This is a genomic window from Sphingomonas sp. BLHR8, assembly GCF_056821725.1.
In genome coordinates, this window is sequence record NZ_JBPDIM010000001.1 from 758,915 (window position 1) to 778,453 (window position 19,539).

The window sequence follows — 19,539 nt, forward strand, 5'->3', positions numbered from 1 at the left end:
GACGATCAACTCACTTTTCCGTTACCGGTGCACTTCGTTCTGTGTGCAGCCGTTGCGTTCCGTCTGGATCGTCGTGTGTGCGATCCCGTGCCGGTCATCCAGCATCTCGCAAAGCGAGTGGCGCACCAACTCGGCGTCCGCTGCGGGCTCCAGCGTCACATGGGCCGTGAGGCTGCGGTCGTCACCGGCGATCGACCAGAGGTGCAGGTCATGAACGTCGCGAACCCCCGGGACCGCCTGCATATGGGCCCGCACCTCCGCAAGATCGACGCCGCGTGGAACACCCTGCAGCAAGATATTCAGCGTGTCACGCAGGAGGTGCCACGTCCGCGGCAGGACCCAAACACCGAGCAGGATTGCGACCACCGGGTCGATCCACGACCAACGCGTTAGCATGATCAGGACCGCGCCGACGATCACGCCAAGCGAGCCGAGCATGTCGGCCCAAACCTCGATATAGGCGCCCCGAATATTGAGGCTGTCGCTGCGCCCTCCGGCCAAGATGCGCATCGAGATGAGGTTGCTGACCAGCCCCGCCACAGCGATGCCGAGCATGCCCCAGCTGTGAACCGCCCTCGGGGAGATCAGGCGGGACGCGCCCTCGTAAAGAATATATCCGGCGACGACGAACAGCAACAACGCGTTCAGTGCCGCGGCCAGCACCTCGAACCGACGGTAGCCGAAAGTGCGCCGCTCGTCCGCCGGACGCTGCCCGATCCGGACGGCCGCGAGCGCGATTGCGAGGGCCGCCGCGTCGGTGAACATATGGCCTGCGTCCGCAAGCAGCGCCAAGCTGTCGAACCACCATGCGCCCAGCAGCTCGACGAGCAGAAAGCTGCCGGTGACTGCCAGCGCGCCGGCGAGCCGCCCCGCACTCGCACCCGCACCGTGATTGTGGTCATGACCATGGCTGTGCCCGGTCGTGCGACCATGGTCGTGGCCAGGCCCCGCCATCAGACTGGCTCCGACACCCAGGTGAGACCGTCATAGCCTGGCTCGACGCCCGCCGGCAGCTCTTCACACAGCGTGCGATAATCCATCGAACCGTCCATGTGCATCAGAACCGCATGTTTCGGGCGGACCGCCGCCACGCCGTCCAGCGTCTGGGCAAGCGTCGGATGTGTGGGATGCGGTCTCCTTCGCAGCGCGTCGACGACGAACATATCCAGATCGCGGTAGAAGCTTCGCATCGCCGGCGAGAATTTTGCAAAATCGGTGGCATATCCCACCCGGCTGCCACCGGCTTCGAACAGCAGGCCACTGCTCACGATCCCGCCGTGTGGCATGTCGATGAAGCGAATGGAGATGTCGCCGATCGTAATTGGCCCGTTCAGGGGTTCGCCGTACAGGATGGCCGGGTAGGGCCCGTTCCCCTGAAACGCGTAATGGAAGCGCTGGACGAGTCGACGCCAGCACTCCGGCCGCGCGGTGCAGCGGATCGGCTCGCCCCACGCCTGGAAAAGCTGCCGAAGATCGTCGATGCCGTGCGTATGGTCGGCATGTTCGTGCGTCCACACCACCGCGTCGACACGCGGGCTTCCCGCAGCCAGCAATTGTTCGCGCAGATCCGGCGAGGTGTCGACGAGAATGGACGTCGTCTCAGTCTGAACGAGCAGCGAGGCGCGCGTACGCCGGTTGCGCGGCTCGGACGGGTCGCACTGTCCCCAGTCCGGCCCCCCCTTCCCCAGGCGCGGCACGCCCGACGAGGTGCCCGCGCCGAGCAGCGTCACCTTCACGCTGCTGCCTTTGCGAACAGACGAAAGAAGTTTCGCGTGGTTGACGCGCCGATTTCGTCGACCGTCGCGCCGCGCAGTTCCGCGAGAAACGCTGCGGTATCCGCGACGAAGGCCGGCTCGCATGGCTTGCCGCGGTTAGGCACCGGCGCAAGAAATGGCGCGTCGGTTTCGATCAGCAGCCGGTCGTCCGGCACGATCGCCGCGGTCTCCTGAATGTCGCGCGCGTTCTTGAACGTGACAATACCCGACATGGAGATATAGAGCCCGAGTGCAAGCGCCGCCTCCGCGAACGCCTGGCTTGCCGTGAAGCAGTGAATGACGCCAGTGAGGCTGGAGCCCGCCTCTTTCAGGAGCGCGAGGGTGTCGTCCTCGGCATCACGCGTATGCACGATAATCGGCAGTCCGCTTTCGGTCGCTGCGCGAAGGTGCTCGGCGAAGACGGCTTGTTGCCGTAACCGGTCGGATTTGTCGTAATAATAATCGAGTCCGGCCTCGCCGATGGCGACGATGCGCGGATGTCGGGCGCGCTCCACCAGCTTCGCCGCGTCGATGCCGGGGTGCGCATCCGCTTCGTGCGGGTGGATGCCGACGCTCGCCCAGACGTCGTCGTGGCGGGTGGCGGTCTCGAGAATATCGTCCCACTCCCGCTCGCGGGTGGCGATGTTGAGAAACCCCCTCACCCCGCGCTCCCGCGCAGCGGCAAGCACGTCATCCTGGCGCTCGACAAGACCGGCGTAGTTGAGGTGGCAGTGGCTGTCGACGAACATCAATCGACGCCGACAAGCTCAAGACGCGGAAACGCTGGAGTGGGCACCGGGAGCGAAGTACCGCACGGAACCGATTGGTCCAGTTTGGAAAAGCTGCGAGCGCTTTGGTCGGCGCCGACGAGGTCCAGCACGCTCGCGGCACCCGCCGGGATCGACCAGCTCGCCAGGATTGCCAGTCGACGGATGGCGTCGTGGGCGGTGGCGAGGATCGCGTCTGCCCGGTTAGGATCGGTCTTGCGCACGCTCCACGGGGCCTGATCAGCGATGTAAAGGTTGGCGGCATCCATCGCACGCCACAGCGCGTCGAGCGCATCGTTGATCTCGAGCGTTTCCATCGCGCCGAGCATGTCCGCGCGCGCCTGGTCGATGGCATGCAGCAACGCGCGGTCCGCCTCCCCCTCGCCTGCGCCAGCGGGGACCTTGCCATCGCAATTTTTCGAAATCATCGACAGCGTGCGCTGCGCGAGGTTGCCGAAATTGTTTGCAAGCTCCGCGTTCGCCCGCGTGACGATGGCCTCCTCGGACATGGTGCCGTCGCTCCCGAAGCGCACTTCGCGCAGCAGAAAATGGCGAACCGCGTCCGAACCGTATCGACGGGCGAGCTCGATCGGGTCGACGACGTTGCCGCTCGACTTCGACATGCGCTCGCCACGATTGAGGATGAAGCCGTGGCCGTACACCTGACGAGGCAGCGCAACCCCGGCGCTCATCAGGAACGCCGGCCAGTAGATCGCGTGAAATCGAACGATGTCCTTGCCGATGACATGCACGTCGGCCGGCCAGAAGCGCATGTCTGTTGCGTCCGGATCGGGATAGCCCAACCCGGTCAGATAGTTCACGAGCGCGTCGACCCAAACATACATGACGTGCCGATCGCTGCCGGGGACTTTGACGCCCCAGTCGAAGCTCGATCGCGAGACGGACAGGTCGTTGAGCCCGCCTTCGAGGAAACGAACGATTTCGTTGCGGCGACTTTCCGGCCGAATGAAGTCCGGATGTGCGGCGATGTGATCGAGCAGCGGCTGCTGATATTTCGACAGCCGAAAAAACCAGCTTTCCTCGACGGTCCATTCGACCGGCGTGCCCTGCGGCGACAGCTTCACACCATCGTCGCCGGCGACCAATTCGTCTTCGGCGTAAAAGGCTTCGTCGCGGATGGAATACCACCCCTCGTAGCGGCCAAGATACAGGTCCCCCGCCGCCTCCATCGCGCTCCACAAAGCCTGCGCGGCGGCGTGGTTCGCCGGTTCTGACGAGCGGATAAAGCGGTCGTAGCTGATGTCGAAGGTCGCAGTCATGTCGCGAAAATGCGCGCTCATGCGGTCGGCGAAGGTGGCGGGATCGACCCCCTCCCCCCGCGCCTTCTGCGCCATTTTAAGGCCATGTTCGTCGGTGCCGGTCTGGAACCGCACGTCGCGGCCTTCCAGCCGACGGAAGCGCGCGATCGCATCGGCGCAAATCGCCTCGTAGGCGTGACCGACGTGGGGGCGCCCGTTGGGATAGTTGATCGCGGTCGTGATATAAAAGGGCGTGGTCATGTGAGCGGGCGCTTAGCGGAGCCGGCCCGGTCGCGCCAGTCAGGCGCGACGGACGCGCGCGATCGTGGCGAGCGCGCCGCTCGTCACCATGGCGATGGTCGCGGGGTCCTCCGCCGCCGCAACCGCGTCGATGAGCGGACGAAGCTTGGCTTGCGCGTTGAGCAAGGGCTCCACGTCGCAAGCGTCCCCGTCGCGCGCGGCGCGGTGCAGCAGCGCGCTCGCCATCATCACGCTCGCGGCAAGCTTCGGCCGGTTGGTCACCCCGGTCAGCGATTTTGCGAGTTCGACGCGCAACCGGTTGTCCGGATCGCCATGCGCCGCGATTTCGCACAAGGCGCGGTCGACCGCCGCAAGGTCAAGCGCATCGAATGCCGCCGCCTCCGATGGATAGACCTCTTGCAGCGCCGCCAGCGCGCCCTCGCCTGCCGCGCCCCCCGCCGACGGACCCCGCCAGGTCAGCAGGCGACAGCGCGATCGAATGGTCGGAAGAATGCGACCGGGTCGGTGAGCGATAAGGAGAAATGTCGTCGATCCGGGCGGTTCTTCGAGAATCTTGAGCAGGGCATTCGCCGCGGCTTCGTTGCATTCGTCGATGCTGTCGATGATCGCCGCCCTGCGCTCGCCGAGCGTCGGTCGGGTTAGCACGCGACCCCGCAGCTGTCGCACCTGTCCGACGTCGATCACCGTCTTGGGCTTGCCCTTGCTCGGGCCTTCCTCGTGCACCCCCTTGATCAGCACGTCGATATCGGGGTGCGCGGCGACCTCGTCACTGATGTCGTCGTTCTCGCTCGGCCAGCTGTCCTGCACGATGCGCCACGCCGCCCGATCGACAAAGCGCCGCATCGCTGGCGAACGCGGCCCAGCGATCAGCCAGGCATGAGGTGCTCGCACGCCGGTGATGGCCGCCTCGAGCGCGCTCTCAAGGTCGGACCCGATCATGCGCCAAGCCGCGATGTGATGGCACTCATCAAGCGAGACGTCACCGCTTCGGGTTCAGCCGCTGCGTCGATGCGCACGATGCGGTCGGGGTCTTCCTGCGCTAAACGGCGGAAAGCCGCGTTGACCTCGGCATGATAAGCGGCGGTCCGTCGCTCGAATGCATCGGTCCCGCCCCGTCGCGCGCGCCGTTCGAGCGCCACCTCCTCCCCGAGATCGAGCAGCAAGGTAAGGTCGGGCATGAGGCCCCCCACGCCAGACCGGTGCACGGAGATTATATCCTCATCCGTCGGACGGTCCCCGAACTCTCCTGCGACCGCTTGGTACGCCCGGGTGGAGTCGATATAGCGGTCGCACAGCACCCAGGTCCCGGCCGCGAGCGCGGGTTCGATCAGCCGCGCGACATGCTCCGCGCGGGCTGCGGCGAACAGCAGCGCTTCGGTGCGCGGCGTGACGCCCACGCCGTCCAGCAGCAATGCGCGGATCGCTTCGCCGCCCGCGGTGCCGCCGGGCTCGCGGGTTGTTACGACCATATGGCCGCACTCGCGCAGGCGATCCGCGAGCGCGGTCAACTGCGTGGACTTGCCGACGCCCTCACCCCCCTCGAGCGTGATGAAGCGCCCTCGAACGGCCGTCACGGACCGCGCACGATGATCGCGCGAACGCCATCCCGGTGGATACGGCGCCGGGCGGCATCTGCCTCGCCGCGTGTCCCGAACGGTCCGACGCGAACGCGATGGACGGATCGGGCGACGCTGACATCACCGCCAACAGTGCCAGCCACCCGCCGCGCGGACGCCGGGTCGCGAAAGGCCCCCACCTGGACGAACCAACCGCGACCGACGGGGGTCGCCTGAACCGGGCTGGATTGTGCCGCAGTAACAACAGCCGGCGTTCGATCGGGAGCGGCGCCCCCCGTCCCCGGCCGCGGCATCGCCTGCGCGCGCTCGCGCAGGATTACCAGCAGGCTCTCGGGCGTGTCGACGCGCGCCTGAACGCTGCGGCCACCGGTCAGGGCCGCTCGTTCCGCTTCGACGGGGAACGTGCGGCGGACCCGCACGGCCAGCGGCGCCTGATCCGACCGACCGAGCTGCGCCGCGGCGCCGGGCGTGATGCCGATGAGCGCCCGTGCATCGGTCGGTCCCCGATCTTCAATCCGCACGAGCACGGTTCGGCCCGTGTCGAGACGGGTCACTTCGACATAGCTCGGCAGCGGCAGCGTGCGGTGCGATGCGCCGATGGCTGCCGACCGAAATGGCTCGCCGCTGGCCGTGGTCGCTCCCCGCCGCCCTTCGGTCGCGACGATGGCGTAGCCGACCTCGTCATAATCGAGCGTGTCGACCGGCGTATATGTCCGGCCGCCGAGTTCATCGGGCGCAGTCCCCGCTGCGCGCCCGGTTGTCACGGGCGGCGCAGAGGGCGTGACCTGTCCGCTCGCGGACGCCGCCGCGAGCGACGCTACCGCAAGCGCCAGACAGACCTCAGCTCGTAATCGCATCGCCGAGAATTCCGACCGCCAGCGCATAATGGTTGAGACAGTTATAATCGAGGATCGCACGATAGCTGCCGGAAATGAGATACCCCGTTCGCCCCGGCCCGTCGGGTTCGATCAGACTGAGCTGCGTATCGGCACTCGGCTGAAGCCCCTGAAAAACGATCCCGCGCCGCTGCCATTCGCTTACCGGCATGTAGCGGCTGTGCCGTGCAAATACGCGGGGACAGCGCGGACTGACCATCGGCGTGCCGAGACTGGCGCGGTCGAGCGATGCGGGGACGCTGACCGCGTAGCCCCATCGCTCGCCGCGCTTGTAGCCCGCCACTTCGAGATAATGCGCGATCGAAGCAAGCGCGTCCGCTTCGTTGTTCCAGATCTGCGCGCGCCCGTCGCCATCACCGTCGCGGGCAAGGCGCAGGTACACCGACGGCAGAAACTGGGGATAGCCGAACGCCCCCGCCCAACTGCCGACCAGCGCTTCGCGCGGGGTGCCACGTTCGACCATCAGCATGGCAGCGATCAGTTCGCCCTCGAACAGGTCGCGGCGTCGGCCGTCGTAGGCGAGCGTGGCGAGGCTGCGCAGCAGGTCGAAATCACCTGTCACGCGACCGTAATTGGTCTCCTTGCCATAAATGCCGAGGATGATTCCGGCAGGAACGCCGGTACGCGCCTCGATCTGTGCCAAGTGCGCACGTTCGCGGTTATAGACGACGCGGCCCTGGTTGATCCGTGCCGCATCCACATGGCGCGCGAGATAGGGCGCGAACGGTGCCGGGGGCGGGTTCGGGATAGACGGGGCATCCGACTGGCTCCGGTCCAACGCGACGACCCGGGGATTGTATGTGAGCGTCGTCGTGAGCCGATCGAACGTCGACGCGCTGACGCCGGCACGAAGGGCCTTGGGGCGGACCGTGGCGAGGTAAGCTTGAAAGCCACTTTGCGCAGGATCGGGGACATAGGCCTGCGGGGGCGGCAGAGGCTGGACCACCTCCTGCGCAGCGAGCGATGCAGGGCCGACGAGCACGGACGCGCTGACACTCGCGGCTATAAGGGCGAGCTTGGGGAGACGTTTTGCCGACATGCCGCCGGGGTAGGTCACCCACCCCCGATCGTAAAGTGTCTTGGCGCTTGGCGATGCCCATCTCCGCCGATAAAGGCGCTCGGGTCGCGGGCAGGTGGCCGAGTGGTTTAAGGCAGCGGTCTTGAAAACCGCCGTGGGTTTACGCTCACCGTGGGTTCGAATCCCACCCTGCCCGCCAGCCTACCCGGCTGCGTTAGACAGATTGGCCGGAGTGACGAGTTTGCCGACCAGCGTGCGCAGGTCGCTCAACGTCGTCTGACCCGCCACCACCTCGTGATAGCCGATGCCGGCCCGGCGAAGGGCTTCTTTCTTGACGGCGTCGCGGGCGGCGGCGTTGCCCTGATGGTGGCCGGAGCCCTGATATTCGATCGCGTGACGCGGGCGCAGCTCCTCATCGATCAGCAACAGGTCGACGCGCTTGGAATTGATACACAGAAATGCGTCGAGGTCCGAGCTGCGCAGCACCTCCCCCAACGACACCTGCGCCATCACGTGCCACTGAGGATTGCTGTCCTCGACAAGGCGATGAAGCTGTCGGAAAAGACGCGTCTCAGGCACGTTGAGCAAGCGTCGCGCGTCGTAGGTCGCCGACATGACGGTGCGGAGCTGATCTGCGGCGTCACTGCCCTTACGCTGCGGTTCCGGACGAAGCGGCCCAACCGTGGACGCCGCGTTCCGCCGCCAGCCTTCCCGAGCGGAGCGTCGATTGGGACGGAACTTCGGTCGGAACGGGCGCCTCGATTTCCGCTCGATCGCCATACCGAGCATCACGCCCACGGCGGCAGCAGCCGCCATCGGCGTGAGAAGAAGGAGATCGGCACCGATCATGCCGTCCGCCTGCCAACAGGAGGTTACCGTTCGCTTAAAGCGCGATGGCGAACGTAGAAAATGGCGCACCCGAAAGGATTCGAACCTCTGACCCCCAGATTCGTAGTCTGGTGCTCTATCCAGCTGAGCTACGGGTGCGCGGTGAGCGGGCTGTTATGCGTGCGCGGCGGCATAGGCAAGGCCTAATCGCGCGTCGCTGCAAAAAGGCTTTGCTCGCCCATCGGTCGATCGCTCACCCCTCAGCCGCGAGCAATCGCCGCCTGTGCCGCGGCGAGGCGGGCGATGGGCACGCGGTAGGGCGACGCGCTGACATAATCGAGGCCCGCAGCCTCGCAAAAAGCGATGCTTGCAGGGTCGCCGCCATGTTCGCCGCAGATGCCCAGTTTGAGGTCCGCCCTCACCCGCCGCCCCCGGTCGCGAGCGGTGAGGATCAGCTCGCCCACGCCTTCGACATCCAGCGTCACGAACGGGTCCGAAGGCAGCAGCCCGCGTTCAACGTAGCTCCCGAGGAAGCGCGCAGCATCGTCACGGCTGATCCCGAGCGTCGTCTGCGTAAGGTCGTTCGTGCCGAAGGAGAAGAATTCCGCCGCGCCGGCAATGTCCCCCGCTCGCAACGCTGCCCGCGGGAGTTCGATCATCGTGCCGACGAGGTAGTCGATCCGCCCGCCCCGCTCGGCGAACACACGTTCCGCTTCCGCCTCGATGATCGCTCGGCAATAGCTCACCTCCTCGCGGGTGGCGGCGAGCGGGATCATCACCTCGGGCAGCGGCGTGGCGCCGCTCGCGGCAACGTCCAGCGCGGCTTCGAAGATGGCGCGAGCCTGCATCGCGTAGATTTCAGGATAGGTCACCGCGAGGCGGCAGCCGCGGTGGCCGAGCATTGGGTTCACCTCATGCAACGCCGCGGCGCGTTCGCGGAGCGTCTGCGCTTTCACCCCGGCCTGCGCCGCGACCGCCTCGAACTCCTCGTCGCCCTGCGGCAGGAACTCGTGGAGCGGGGGGTCGAGCAGGCGGATGGTGACGGGCAGCCCGGCCATGATGGTGAAAATCTCGCGGAAGTCCTCGCGCTGCGCCGGGAGCAGACGCGCCAGCGCGGTCGCGCGGGCCGCCGCGTCGCCCGCCAGGATCATCTCGCGCACCGCGATGATGCGGTCGGCGGCGAAGAACATGTGTTCGGTGCGGCAGAGCCCGATGCCTTCCGCCCCGAATGCGCGAGCGGCGCGGCAGTCTTCGGGCGTGTCGGCGTTGGTGCGCACGCGCATGCGCCGCACCTCGTCCGCCCAGCCCATCAGCGTCGCGAAGTCCGCGCCCAGCTCGGGCTCGACCATCGGCACGCGCCCCGCGAGCAGTTCGCCCGTGGCGCCGTCGATGGTGACCCAGTCGCCCTCGGCAAAGCGACGCTCGCCTACGCGCATCGTCCCGGCGGCGGCGTCGATGACGAGCGCACCCGCGCCCGACACGCACGGCCGTCCCCAGCTGCGCGCGACCACTGCCGCGTGGCTGGTCATCCCGCCGCGCGCGGTGACGATGCCCCGCGCGGCGTGCATGCCGCGGATGTCCTCGGGGCTCGTCTCCACGCGGCAGAGGATGACGTCATCCCCCTCCCCCGCCCGCCGCGCGGCGGTGTCGGGGTCGAACACCAGCACGCCGCTCGCTGCGCCCGGCGATGCGGGGAGGCCGCGGGTGATGAGGTCGCGCGTCGCCTTCGGATCGAGCGTCGGATGGAGAAGCTGGTCGAGCGCGGAGGGCTCCACGCGCTGCACCGCTTCGGCGCGAGAGATCAGCCCTTCGTTGGCCATATCCACCGCGATCCGCACTTGCGCGCGTGCGGTGCGCTTGCCCGAACGGGTCTGGAGCATCCACAGCCGGCCGCGCTCGACGGTAAATTCGATGTCCTGCATGTCGCGGAAATGCGTTTCGAGCGTGTCGAACACGCCGCCGAGCTCGCCGAACGCCTCCGGCATCGCCTCCTCCATGCTGAGCGGCTTGGCCCCCGCCGCCTCACGCGCGGCGCGGGTGAGATATTGCGGCGTGCGGATACCCGCCACGACGTCCTCACCCTGGGCGTTGACGAGCCATTCGCCATACCAACGGCGCTCTCCGGTAGCCGGGTCGCGCGTGAAGGCGACGCCGGTGGCGCTGTCCTCGCCGAGATTGCCGAACACCATCGCCTGCACATTGACCGCGGTGCCCCAGTCGTGGGGGATGGCGTTGAGCTGGCGATAGACGCGCGCGCGTTCGCTCTCCCAACTGTCGAACACCGCCCCGATCGCGCCCCACAGCTGTTCGCGCGGGTCGTCGGGGAAGTCGGCGCCGGTCGCGTCGCGGACGAGGGCGCGATACTGCTCGACCAGCCCGCGCCAGTCCCGCGAGGTCATCTCCGTATCGAGGTGGAAGCCGTTGTCTTCCTTGGCTGTTTCGAGCGCATCCTCGAACGCGTGATGATCGACGCCGAGCACCACGTCGCCGTACATCTGAATGAAACGACGATAGCTGTCCCACGCGAAGCGCGAGTCACCCGACTGTGCCGCAAGCCCCTCGACCGTCGCCGCGTTGAGGCCGAGGTTGAGGACGGTGTCCATCATCCCCGGCATCGACACGCGCGCGCCCGAACGAACGGAGACGAGCAGCGGGTTCGCTGGATCGCCGAAGCGTTTGCCGGTGACCGCCTCGATATGGGCGATGCCCTTCGCGACCTCGTCGTGGAGCGCCTCCGGGATGCGCCGCCCGCCCTCCACATAAGCCGCGCAGAGCGTCGTCGGGATGGTGAAGCCCGGCGGCACCGGAAGGCCGATCGACGCCATCTCGGCAAGGTTTGCGCCCTTGCCACCGAGGATTTCCTTGGACCGTTCGGAGGTGGTGGCCTCGCCGCCGAAGAGGTGCACGGTTCCGTCGATCACGGGTCGATCCTTTCAATGCGGTCGTCGCCAGACGACCCCGCCCGCGCCCCACGGGTGCGGAAATTCAGGCTGACCTCACCAAAAGCGCGAGTTGTGCGCAGGCGTTCGCTCATCCCTCGATCTTGGAGAAATCGGCGACCCCATGAACCGCATCGCGCAAGCGAGCGAGCAGTGCCAGACGCCGGGTTCGCACCGCGGGATCGGGGTCGTTGACCATCACCGCATCGAAAAACGCATCGACCGGCGCGCGCAGGCTGGCGAGCGCTGCCATCGCCGCGGTGAAGTCCTCCGCCGCCACCGCCTCGCGCGCGCGGGGCTCGGCATCGTCCAGCGCAGCGAGCAGCGCCGCCTCTTCGGGCGCGAGATCGAGCCGCTTCCCTTCGGGGGAGGGGTTGGGGTCGGGGCTATCGTCAGACGCCGCGCCCGCCGGAGAGGCCCCACCCCCGGCCCCTCCCCTCAAGGGGAGGGGGGAGGCGGCGTCGCCCTCGGCCTGCTTCAATATATTGGCCGAGCGCTTGTAGGCACGCAAAAGATTGGCGCCGTCGTCGGTGCCGATGAACCCCTGCAACGCATGCACTCGCGCGAGGAGGCGGACGAGGTCGTCCTCCCCTAACGCAAACACCGCGTCGATCAGGTCATGCCGAACCCCCGCCTCGCGCTGCTGAACCTTCAGGCGGTCTGCGATACTCGCGAGAATGCCGATCGTATCGGCCTTCTCTAACCCGGGAGTCTTAGCAGCGCTTTCAAATAACTGACGCAGCCCCACTCGGAGGCCACGCCCCAGGATGATCGCGATGAGGCCCATCTCAGTTTGGCGAACGCCAAACGGGTCCTTGGAGCCGGTGGGGTGTATGTCACCCGCCCAATATGCTGCCCTCGTCTCGATCCGAAACGCGAGCGCTATCGCTGCACCCAAATCTGAGTCCGGAAGATCGCCACCACGAGTAGTTGGGCGATAGGTTTGCTCGACGGCTCTAGAAAGATGCTCCGGCCAACCAGCGCTCCTCAAGAGACGCCCAGATATGAGACCTTGGAGTTCCGGAAACTCCCCCACTGTCGACGAGGGGAGGTCGTTGAGAGCGTATCGACTTCCGCGGTTTACGTCATCTCTGAAGCTCTGATCTCCAGGTTTCAGTGCCTCTGCGACCTCGACCGAGAGTCGACCCACCCGCGCGACTTTGTCAGCTAAAGTCCCGAGTTTCTCTTTGTAGCGGGAAAGTTGTTCTTGTCGAAACTCCAGCGGAACCTTGAGGTCCTGTTCCCAGAAGAAGCGCGCGTCGCTGAGGCGGGCGGCGAGGACTTTTTCGTTGCCGGCGATGACCGCCGCGCCGTCGTCGCTCGCTTCGATGTTGGCGGTGCAGACGAAGGCGTTGGCGAGCTGCCCTGCCCCATCGCGGCACACGAAATATTTCTGGTTCACCCGCGCGGTGAGCTGGATGACCTCCTGCGGCACGGTGAGGAACGCCGGGTCGAAGCGCCCCAGCAGCGGCACCGGCCATTCGGTGAGGCCGGCGTTTTCGAGCACGAGCCCCTCGTCCTCGACCAGCTCGAGCCCCGCCTCCTGCGCGAGGGCCATAGCACGTTCGCGAACGATCGCGGCGCGTTCGTCCTGATCGACGATGACGTGCGCCGCGCGCAGCGTCTCCGCATAATCCTCGGCACGCGCCAGCTCGACCTCACCGCAATGGTGGAAGCGGTGGCCGGTGGTGGCGCGCCCGGCGGAGATGCCCGCGACCTCGAACGGCACGACTGCGGCTCCCAGCAGCGCGACGATACGTTCGAGCGGCCGCACCCAGCGCAGCGAGGCGGTGTCGATCGAGGCCGCACCCCAGCGCATTGATTTGGGCCAGGGAAAGCCGCGCACGATGGAGGGCACGATCTCTGCCAGCGCTTCGGCGGCGGGGCGCCCTGCCCGTTCGATCACCGCGAAGAAAACGCCGTCGCGCTCGACCAGCTGCTCGCGGGTGAGGCCGGTCGAACGCAGGAACCCCGCGAGCGCCTGTTCGGGCGCGTTGGCCCGCGGGCCCTTGCGCTCTTCCGACACGGCGGGCGTAGCGTCGGCCACGTCAGCGACCAGCAGCGCGATCCGGCGCGGGGTGGCGTAGCTGGTGATCGCGCCGTGGCTTAGCCCCGCCTTGGCGCACGCCTCGGTGAACATATGGGCGAGATCCGCGCGCGCCTTGGCCTGCATGCGCGCGGGGATTTCCTCCGACTGGAGTTCGAGCAGGAAGCTGGTCACGCCGCCGCCTCCGCGCCCTCGAGCCAGCCATTGTGCGCCATCCAGGCGCTGCAGCTCGCCTTCGCAAGGTCGCGCACGCGGCCGATGTAGGCCTGCCGCTCGGCGACCGAGATCACCCCGCGCGCCTGGAGCACGTTGAACACATGGCTCGCCTTGATCGCCTGCTCATAGGCGGGAATCGGCAGCTTTGCCTCGAGGCAATTCTGGCATTCCGCGGTCGCTTTTTTAAACAGGTCGAACAGCGTGTCGGTGTCCGCGACCTCGAAATGCCATTTCGACATCTGCCGCTCGTTTTCGAGAAAGACGTCGCCGTAGCTCATCGCCGGGAAGCCGGGGCGCGCGCTGTTGAAGGCGAGGTCGAAGATCGAATCCTTGTTCTGGATATACATCGCCAGCCGCTCGAGCCCGTAGGTGAGCTCGCCCGCGACCGGCTTGCAGTCGTAACCGCCCATCTGCTGGAAATAGGTGAACTGCGTCACCTCCATCCCGTCGCACCACACCTCCCAGCCGAGGCCCCACGCGCCGAGCGTCGGCGATTCCCAGTCGTCCTCGACGAAGCGGATATCGTGCTTAAGCGGGTCGATGCCGATTGCGTCGAGGCTGCCAAGATAGAGCTGCTGCAGTTTGGGCGGGCTCGGTTTCAGGATGACCTGATATTGGAAATAGCTGCCCAGCCGGTTGGGGTTCTCGCCGTAGCGACCGTCGGTGGGGCGGCGGCAGGGCTGGACGAAGGCGGCGTTCCACGGGTCGGGCCCGAGCGCGCGCAACGTCGTCGCGGTGTGAAAAGTGCCCGCGCCCATCTCCAGATCATAGGGCTGCAGGATGACGCACCCCTGCTCGCTCCAGTAACGGTGGAGGGTGAGGATGAGGTCCTGAAAGCTCAGCAGATCGCGGTCGGCCATGACGCCGGGCTTTGGCAAGCCGAAGCCGTGGACGCAAGGCGGGGGACAGGCGAGCCCTCCCGGCGGCGCCGATCTTTCGTGTATGTCAAACATACTTGACATGTCAGCGAATCAAGACAATATGTCAGGCATGCTTTACACGACATTCTTTGGGGAGCCGACGCGATGAACAATCGCCTGCGTGTCCTCCGCGCCGAACGAGGCTGGAGCCAGGCGGAGCTGGCGGTCCAGCTCGACGTGTCGCGCCAGGCGGTCAACGCGATCGAGACCGGCAAGCATGACCCCTCCCTCCCCCTCGCCTTTCGCATCGCGCGGCTGTTCGGCGCGCGAATTGAGGAGATTTTCGATGATGGCTTTCATGGAGCGTGATCCAATTACCGAACCGGTTGCGGCCTCGACTTCGAGGCCATTGCTGTGGGCAACGTTGCTGTCGCTGGTGGCGGTTCTGTCGGCAGGGCTAGCGACCGGCTTCGCTGTTGCGATGCTCGAGCATCGGGGCGATGGCGTCGGAGCGGTCGAAATCGGCCTGCTGGCGTTGTTCATCGTTGCCGCTGCTGCGGCAGGCTGGGGGGCGTGGCGCTTCTATCGGGGCGCTCTCGTCAGCCGGCCGATGGCCAATTCGGAGCGAAAGTCGATCTCGGTTCTGGCGCTGGCGGTCCCGCTCGGCATCGTTGCCGGATTAGCGGCAGCCGTGACCGCAGGAGAGGCGTCGCTGTTCGCCGCTGGTCCGCTGCCCGCCACGGCTGCCGTCGTCCTATCGCTTGCAGCGCTCGCGGCGATCGGGCTCAGCATCGTCTGGGTTCGTTCGATCGACGAGCACGAGCGTCGCGCTCACCTGTTGGGGGCGGAGGCGGGGATCTTCGCCTTCACTGCGTTCGCTCCAGTCTGGTGGTTCTGCGCGAGGGCGGAGCTGCTGCCGCCGGTCGATCCGCTCGGCATCTACCTGATCGCAGCTGTCCCCTACCTTATCGTCTGGCTGCGCCACCGTTATTTCGGCTGAGCGGGTCGCGCTCAGTCTTCATTCACTCGCGGTCGGGCCCTAACCCGCCGCTGCTTCGGAGAAATGCGATGTTTGTCACCCTCACCCGTCTGCGCGCTGCCCTCAAGGGCGCTGTTGCGCTCGCCCTCATTTCTCCGGTTGCGCTTCAGGCGCAACCGGCGCCCGCTCCCGCACAAACCCCCGCCGGTCCGGCGGCGAGCACCCCGTCACAGTCGCTAGTGGCCCGGCCCGCGCTATGGCGGGTGAGTGATGCCGACACGACCATCCACATTTTCGGCACCGTGCACATCCTGCGTCCGGGCACGACCTTCCTCACCGGACATGTCGAGCGCGCATTCAACGCCGCGGACACGCTCGTGCTCGAAATGCGGCAGCCCGATGCGGCTGTGATGCAACAGCGCGTTGCGGCGCTCGGTGTCGCGACCGATGGCAAGACGGTGCGCTCGCGAATGAACGATGCGCAACGCGGCAATTATGAGCGGGCGCTGACCGCGCTGGGCATTCCATCGCAGGCGTTCGATCCGCTCGAGCCGTGGATGCCAGCCATGGTGCTGGCGATGATGCCATACCAGCGGCTGGGCTACGACCCGGCGGCGGGCGTCGAGATGGTGCTCACGCGCGCGGCACGGGAGCGGGGCAAGACGCTCGCCGAACTCGAGACCTTCGATCAGCAGCTCGGCTTTTTCGACGAGATGCCGATGGAGGCGCAGCTCAACTTCCTCGACGAAGTGTCGAAACATGCGGTTGAGGCGGGGGACCGCCTGACGCCGTTGGTGACCGCGTGGGCCAACGCGGATCCAGATCGCCTCGGCGAACTGATGAACGAGGGCATGACCGACCCGAAGGTGCGGGAAATCCTGCTCACCAACCGCAACAGCGCTTGGACAACCTGGCTCCGGGACAAGCTCGCGCTGCGCGGCGGAAATTACTTCGTGGCGGTCGGCGCTGGGCACCTTGCCGGGCCGGACAGCGTCATCACCATGCTGCAGGCGCAGGGCCTCACGGTCGAGCGCATTCAGTGACGCGCCATCGGTGGGGAGTGCGACGGTTGCTGTCCGTCGCACTCCCGCCCCTGTTGCTGACGATGACGAGCGGGTGCCGAGAGGCGCCCGCTGATGACGTGTCGGCTTCCGCAGCGGATCGGGCGGCGACGCCGGCGATGTGGGAGGTGCGGTCGCCGAGCGCGCGGCTGATCATCCTCGGGACGATGCACGAGCTGCCGCCGGCGCTCGCCTGGTATCCGGGGCGGGTCGAGCGGGCGCTGCGCGGCGCCGACGAGCTTTGGCTGGAAGTGACCCCCGCCGATCTGGAGGGCGCGCCGGCGCTGGTGGCGACAAGCGCGGTCAATGAACCGGTCGCGCCCCTCAACGCCCGGCTCCCCGCACCCTTGCAAGCCCGCGCGCGGGCGCTCGCCGCGGAGGCCGGGATCGACGCGCGCTCGCTCGAACGGCTGGAGAGTTGGGCGGTCGCGATCGCCGTCAGCAATGCGTCGGGCCGTGAGGCCGGCCTCAGTCGTGACAATGGCGTCGAAGCCCGGCTGACGCGGGCGGCCGAGCAGCTTCGCAAACCCGTGCGCGGTCTTGAAACGGCGGTGCATCAGCTCGCCGCGTTCGATGATTTGCCGCCCGCAACACAGGATCGCCTGTTGGCGACCACCGTGCGGCAGGCCCCCACCGCCGCCGCGCGCTCTCTCGAACTGGTGGCGGCATGGTCTGCGGGCGATGCGGCAAAGCTCGCGAAGCTTGCCGAGCAGGCGTTGGCGGAAACGCCGGAACTGATCGCGCCGCTGGTGGACGCGCGCAATGCACTGTGGACCGAACGACTGGACGCACGGCTGCGGGGTCGCGGAACGATCTTTGTCGCGGTCGGCGCGGGGCATCTGGTCGGGCGCGGCAATGTTTTGGAGCGGCTCGCGGCGCGTGGCTTCGACGTTGCGCGCGTGCCCTGACGCGCGGCCCACATTGCCTTCGGAGCCCTTTGCCGCTAGGGGCGCCGCTTCCTGCTGCCGATGGTCATCCCTGGAGGCGTCGGCGCGAGGATCAACTGCACTTTAGTTTAGGAAATGCGACCATGAGCGAACAGCTGACGCTGTCGGCCGAACGGCGCGAGCGGGCGGGCAAGGGAGCCTCCCGCGCATTGCGTCGTGAGGGCCGCGTGCCCGCCGTGATCTACGGCAACAACGAAGAGCCGACCTCCATCCACGTCGAAGAAAAGGCGCTGGTAAAAGCGTTGATGACCGGCCACTTCTTCAACGCGACGGTCGACGTCACGGTGGGTGAAGGCGGGACGGCGACCACCACGCTCGCCAAGGATGTGGCCTTCGATCCGGTGACGGATCGTCCGCTGCACGTTGATTTCCTGCGCATCGCCAAAGATGCTAAGGTGACCGTCAACGTGCCCGTGACGTTCGTCAACGAGGACGCCTCGCCGGGCCTCAAGAAGGGTGGCGTGCTCAACATCGTCCGGCACGAAATCGAAATGGTCGTCGCCGCCAACAACATGCCCGAGTCGATCGAGGTCGACGTGACCGGCTTCGACGTTGGTGAATCGATCCACGTGTCGTCGGTCAATCTGCCCGAGGGCGCGGAGCCGACGATCACCGATCGCGATTTCACCATCGCCACCATCGTTGCCCCGTCGGCGCTCAAGTCGAGCGAAGGCGAGGCCGAGGATGCGGCGGCGGAGGGCGATGCCCCGGCGGCCGAAGCCTGATGATGTTGCGGGGCGGCGGGTGCTACTCTCGCCGCCCTGTCCCTTTCCTGGACCCGGGTGAGCGCCATGCAATTATGGGTCGGCCTCGGTAATCCGGGCGCGCAATATGCGCTGCACCGACATAACATCGGCTTCATGGCGGTCGATACGATCGCCGAGGTCCACGGCTTTTCGGCGTGGACGAAAAAGCACAAAGGCCTGATCGCCGACGGCCGCATCGCCGGCCAGCGCGTGCTGCTGCTCAAGCCGCAAACCTTCATGAACGACAGCGGTGCTAGCGTCCGCGCGGCGATCGATTTCTACAAGCTCGCGCCCGGCGGCGTCACCGCTTTCTACGACGAACTCGACCTCGCGCCGTTTCGCGTGAAGGTTAAGCGCGGCGGTGGAGCGGCCGGTCACAACGGCATCCGGTCGGTGATCGCGCATATCGGCGAAGATTTCCGACGTCTGCGCCTCGGCATCGGCCATCCCGGCCACAGGGACCGCGTGACCGGCTATGTTCTAGGCAACTTCGCCAAATCCGAGCAGGACGACCTAGCCGACCTGCTTGGTAGCGTCGCACGCGAGGCGCCGACGCTCGTAGGAGGTGACGAGGTGCGGTTCATGAGCGACCTCGGCAGATAACAGTTGCCCGAAAGATCTGCTGTATTACTGTCCCATGACACCGACACAGGAGAGGGCAGCATGTGGATCTTTCGCGCTTTGGTAACCGGCGTCGTCGCGGGTGCGACGCTGTTTGGTCTCACGGCCACCACGCAGCCGAAAGGGAAGCAGAGCTTCGGCGAGATCGATGTTGAGCGCATCAACGTCCGCGAACCCGACGGCACACTACGCTTCGTCCTGTCGAACCGCGCGAGCTTCCCCGGTCTGATCGCGCGCGGCACTGAACACGCCCATCCCGGCCGCGCCAATATGGCGGGGATGCTGTTCTTCAACGATGAGGGCACGGAGAATGGCGGGCTCATCTGGAACGGGCAGACGCGCGCGGACGGGCGCATGTCGTCGGGCACCAGCCTCACCTTCGATCGCTACGAGCAGGATCAGGTCATTCAGTTGCTCGCCACCGACAGCCGCAATGCCCAGGGGCAAAGCTCGCGGTCCGCGGCGCTGATGTTCAACGATCAGCCCGATGGCGCCATGCAGTTCGACCAGATGCCGGCGATCAACACCGCGCCGGACGACGCGACACGACGCCGCCTCTCCCAAGCGGCGAACATCGGCGGCGGTGTGCCGCGCATGTTCGTCGGCCGCAGCCGCGACGGCGCGGCGGCGATCGTCATGCAGGACGCGGCTGGCCGTCCGCGCATCATGATGAGTGTCGCCAACGACGGCACCGCCTCGCTCGATTTTCTCGACGATCAGGGACGCAAAGTGCGCTCGATCACGCCTACCGCCGAATAGGGGC

19 protein-coding genes and 2 tRNA genes are annotated in these 19,539 nt (G+C 66.7%); 8 read left to right on the plus strand and 13 right to left on the minus strand.

The features are described 5' to 3' along the window. Positions 1-21: 21 nt before the first annotated feature. From ACRYJK_RS03765 to ACRYJK_RS03800, 8 genes are read right to left on the minus strand one after another with little or no spacing between them, the layout of a single operon-like run. On the minus strand, positions 22-954 hold the full coding sequence (locus ACRYJK_RS03765; protein WP_482666242.1) for a cation diffusion facilitator family transporter: 933 nt from the start codon (positions 952-954) through the stop codon (positions 22-24). Beyond that, positions 954-1,736 carry an MBL fold metallo-hydrolase gene (locus ACRYJK_RS03770; RefSeq protein WP_482666243.1) on the minus strand — a complete coding sequence of 261 codons (783 nt, stop codon included), beginning with the start codon at positions 1,734-1,736 and terminating at the stop codon, positions 954-956. Before ACRYJK_RS03770 ends, ACRYJK_RS03765 begins: the two co-directional genes overlap by 1 nt. Then, a complete protein-coding gene (locus tag ACRYJK_RS03775) occupies positions 1,733-2,503 on the minus strand; it encodes a TatD family hydrolase (protein WP_482666244.1) in 771 nt (256 codons plus the stop codon). Before ACRYJK_RS03775 ends, ACRYJK_RS03770 begins: the two co-directional genes overlap by 4 nt. Next, complete coding sequence (metG, locus tag ACRYJK_RS03780) at positions 2,503-4,041, minus strand: methionine--tRNA ligase (RefSeq protein WP_482666245.1); 1,539 nt, start codon at positions 4,039-4,041, stop codon at positions 2,503-2,505. The genes ACRYJK_RS03775 and metG overlap by 1 nt, the downstream gene beginning before the upstream one ends. A gap of 39 nt (positions 4,042-4,080) precedes the next feature. Then, positions 4,081-4,980, minus strand: coding sequence for a hypothetical protein (locus ACRYJK_RS03785; RefSeq protein ID WP_482666246.1), 900 nt, complete (start codon positions 4,978-4,980; stop codon positions 4,081-4,083). After that, entirely contained in the window at positions 4,977-5,615 is a 639-nt protein-coding gene (gene tmk / locus ACRYJK_RS03790; protein ID WP_482666247.1) for a dTMP kinase, read from the minus strand. The genes ACRYJK_RS03785 and tmk overlap by 4 nt, the downstream gene beginning before the upstream one ends. Beyond that, on the minus strand, positions 5,612-6,475 hold the full coding sequence (locus tag ACRYJK_RS03795) for a septal ring lytic transglycosylase RlpA family protein (RefSeq protein WP_482666248.1): 864 nt from the start codon (positions 6,473-6,475) through the stop codon (positions 5,612-5,614). The genes tmk and ACRYJK_RS03795 overlap by 4 nt, the downstream gene beginning before the upstream one ends. Further along, entirely contained in the window at positions 6,459-7,553 is a 1,095-nt protein-coding gene (locus ACRYJK_RS03800; protein ID WP_482666249.1) for a lytic murein transglycosylase, read from the minus strand. Before ACRYJK_RS03800 ends, ACRYJK_RS03795 begins: the two co-directional genes overlap by 17 nt. A gap of 88 nt (positions 7,554-7,641) precedes the next feature. Here ACRYJK_RS03800 and ACRYJK_RS03805 point away from each other — a divergent pair. Beyond that, positions 7,642-7,731, plus strand: a tRNA-Ser gene (locus ACRYJK_RS03805). Positions 7,732-7,733: 2 nt separating this feature from the next. Here ACRYJK_RS03805 and ACRYJK_RS03810 read toward each other — a convergent pair. From ACRYJK_RS03810 to ACRYJK_RS03830, 5 genes are all read right to left on the minus strand, one after another. Then, a complete protein-coding gene (locus ACRYJK_RS03810; RefSeq protein ID WP_482666250.1) occupies positions 7,734-8,381 on the minus strand; it encodes a DUF2726 domain-containing protein in 648 nt (215 codons plus the stop codon). Positions 8,382-8,442: 61 nt separating this feature from the next. Next, positions 8,443-8,519: transfer RNA gene (locus ACRYJK_RS03815), tRNA-Arg, on the minus strand. Between the two features lie 101 nt (positions 8,520-8,620). Next, on the minus strand, positions 8,621-11,278 hold the full coding sequence (gene ppdK / locus ACRYJK_RS03820) for a pyruvate, phosphate dikinase (RefSeq protein WP_482667391.1): 2,658 nt from the start codon (positions 11,276-11,278) through the stop codon (positions 8,621-8,623). Positions 11,279-11,390: 112 nt separating this feature from the next. Continuing rightward, positions 11,391-13,520 carry a glycine--tRNA ligase subunit beta gene (glyS, locus tag ACRYJK_RS03825; RefSeq protein ID WP_482666251.1) on the minus strand — a complete coding sequence of 710 codons (2,130 nt, stop codon included), beginning with the start codon at positions 13,518-13,520 and terminating at the stop codon, positions 11,391-11,393. Next, the gene (locus ACRYJK_RS03830; RefSeq protein ID WP_482666252.1) at positions 13,517-14,422 is read right to left on the minus strand and encodes a glycine--tRNA ligase subunit alpha; all 906 of its coding nucleotides are present in this window, start codon (positions 14,420-14,422) and stop codon (positions 13,517-13,519) included. Before ACRYJK_RS03830 ends, glyS begins: the two co-directional genes overlap by 4 nt. 165 nt (positions 14,423-14,587) lie before the next feature. On the opposite strand from ACRYJK_RS03830, the gene ACRYJK_RS03835 reads away from it, so the two are divergent. The 7 genes from ACRYJK_RS03835 (at position 14,588) to ACRYJK_RS03865 (ending at position 19,535) form a co-directional block, all read left to right on the plus strand. After that, positions 14,588-14,791, plus strand: coding sequence for a helix-turn-helix transcriptional regulator (locus ACRYJK_RS03835; RefSeq protein WP_482666253.1), 204 nt, complete (start codon positions 14,588-14,590; stop codon positions 14,789-14,791). After that, the gene (locus ACRYJK_RS03840) at positions 14,769-15,422 is read left to right on the plus strand and encodes a hypothetical protein (protein ID WP_482666254.1); all 654 of its coding nucleotides are present in this window, start codon (positions 14,769-14,771) and stop codon (positions 15,420-15,422) included. The genes ACRYJK_RS03835 and ACRYJK_RS03840 overlap by 23 nt, the downstream gene beginning before the upstream one ends. A 68-nt stretch (positions 15,423-15,490) precedes the next feature. After that, on the plus strand, positions 15,491-16,444 hold the full coding sequence (locus ACRYJK_RS03845; protein WP_482666255.1) for a TraB/GumN family protein: 954 nt from the start codon (positions 15,491-15,493) through the stop codon (positions 16,442-16,444). 98 nt (positions 16,445-16,542) lie between these two features. Then, positions 16,543-17,370, plus strand: a complete 828-nt coding sequence (locus ACRYJK_RS03850; protein WP_482666256.1) for a TraB/GumN family protein — start codon at positions 16,543-16,545, stop codon at positions 17,368-17,370. Positions 17,371-17,492: 122 nt separating this feature from the next. Beyond that, entirely contained in the window at positions 17,493-18,134 is a 642-nt protein-coding gene (locus ACRYJK_RS03855; RefSeq protein ID WP_482666257.1) for a 50S ribosomal protein L25/general stress protein Ctc, read from the plus strand. A gap of 66 nt (positions 18,135-18,200) precedes the next feature. Continuing rightward, positions 18,201-18,758 (plus strand): aminoacyl-tRNA hydrolase, encoded by a 558-nt coding sequence (gene pth / locus ACRYJK_RS03860; RefSeq protein WP_482666258.1) that lies wholly within the window; start codon positions 18,201-18,203, stop codon positions 18,756-18,758. A gap of 60 nt (positions 18,759-18,818) precedes the next feature. Next, positions 18,819-19,535, plus strand: coding sequence for a hypothetical protein (locus ACRYJK_RS03865; protein ID WP_482666259.1), 717 nt, complete (start codon positions 18,819-18,821; stop codon positions 19,533-19,535). The last annotated feature ends 4 nt before the right edge of the window (positions 19,536-19,539 follow it).

What these genes read in the sequence shown, in the direction of transcription:
- ACRYJK_RS03765 (WP_482666242.1), bottom strand. Translation starts at nt 954, where the DNA reads ATGGCGGGGCCTGGCCACGACCATGGTCGCACGACCGGGCACAGCCAT.
- ACRYJK_RS03775 (WP_482666244.1), bottom strand. Translation starts at nt 2,503, where the DNA reads ATGTTCGTCGACAGCCACTGCCACCTCAACTACGCCGGTCTTGTCGAG.
- metG (WP_482666245.1), bottom strand. Translation starts at nt 4,041, where the DNA reads ATGACCACGCCCTTTTATATCACGACCGCGATCAACTATCCCAACGGG.
- ACRYJK_RS03785 (WP_482666246.1), bottom strand. Translation starts at nt 4,980, where the DNA reads ATGATCGGGTCCGACCTTGAGAGCGCGCTCGAGGCGGCCATCACCGGC.
- ACRYJK_RS03795 (WP_482666248.1), bottom strand. Translation starts at nt 6,475, where the DNA reads ATGCGATTACGAGCTGAGGTCTGTCTGGCGCTTGCGGTAGCGTCGCTC.
- ACRYJK_RS03800 (WP_482666249.1), bottom strand. Translation starts at nt 7,553, where the DNA reads ATGTCGGCAAAACGTCTCCCCAAGCTCGCCCTTATAGCCGCGAGTGTC.
- ACRYJK_RS03810 (WP_482666250.1), bottom strand. Translation starts at nt 8,381, where the DNA reads ATGATCGGTGCCGATCTCCTTCTTCTCACGCCGATGGCGGCTGCTGCC.
- ACRYJK_RS03830 (WP_482666252.1), bottom strand. Translation starts at nt 14,422, where the DNA reads ATGGCCGACCGCGATCTGCTGAGCTTTCAGGACCTCATCCTCACCCTC.
- ACRYJK_RS03835 (WP_482666253.1), top strand. Translation starts at nt 14,588, where the DNA reads ATGAACAATCGCCTGCGTGTCCTCCGCGCCGAACGAGGCTGGAGCCAG.
- ACRYJK_RS03840 (WP_482666254.1), top strand. Translation starts at nt 14,769, where the DNA reads ATGATGGCTTTCATGGAGCGTGATCCAATTACCGAACCGGTTGCGGCC.
- ACRYJK_RS03845 (WP_482666255.1), top strand. Translation starts at nt 15,491, where the DNA reads ATGTTTGTCACCCTCACCCGTCTGCGCGCTGCCCTCAAGGGCGCTGTT.
- ACRYJK_RS03855 (WP_482666257.1), top strand. Translation starts at nt 17,493, where the DNA reads ATGAGCGAACAGCTGACGCTGTCGGCCGAACGGCGCGAGCGGGCGGGC.
- pth (WP_482666258.1), top strand. Translation starts at nt 18,201, where the DNA reads ATGCAATTATGGGTCGGCCTCGGTAATCCGGGCGCGCAATATGCGCTG.
- ACRYJK_RS03865 (WP_482666259.1), top strand. Translation starts at nt 18,819, where the DNA reads ATGTGGATCTTTCGCGCTTTGGTAACCGGCGTCGTCGCGGGTGCGACG.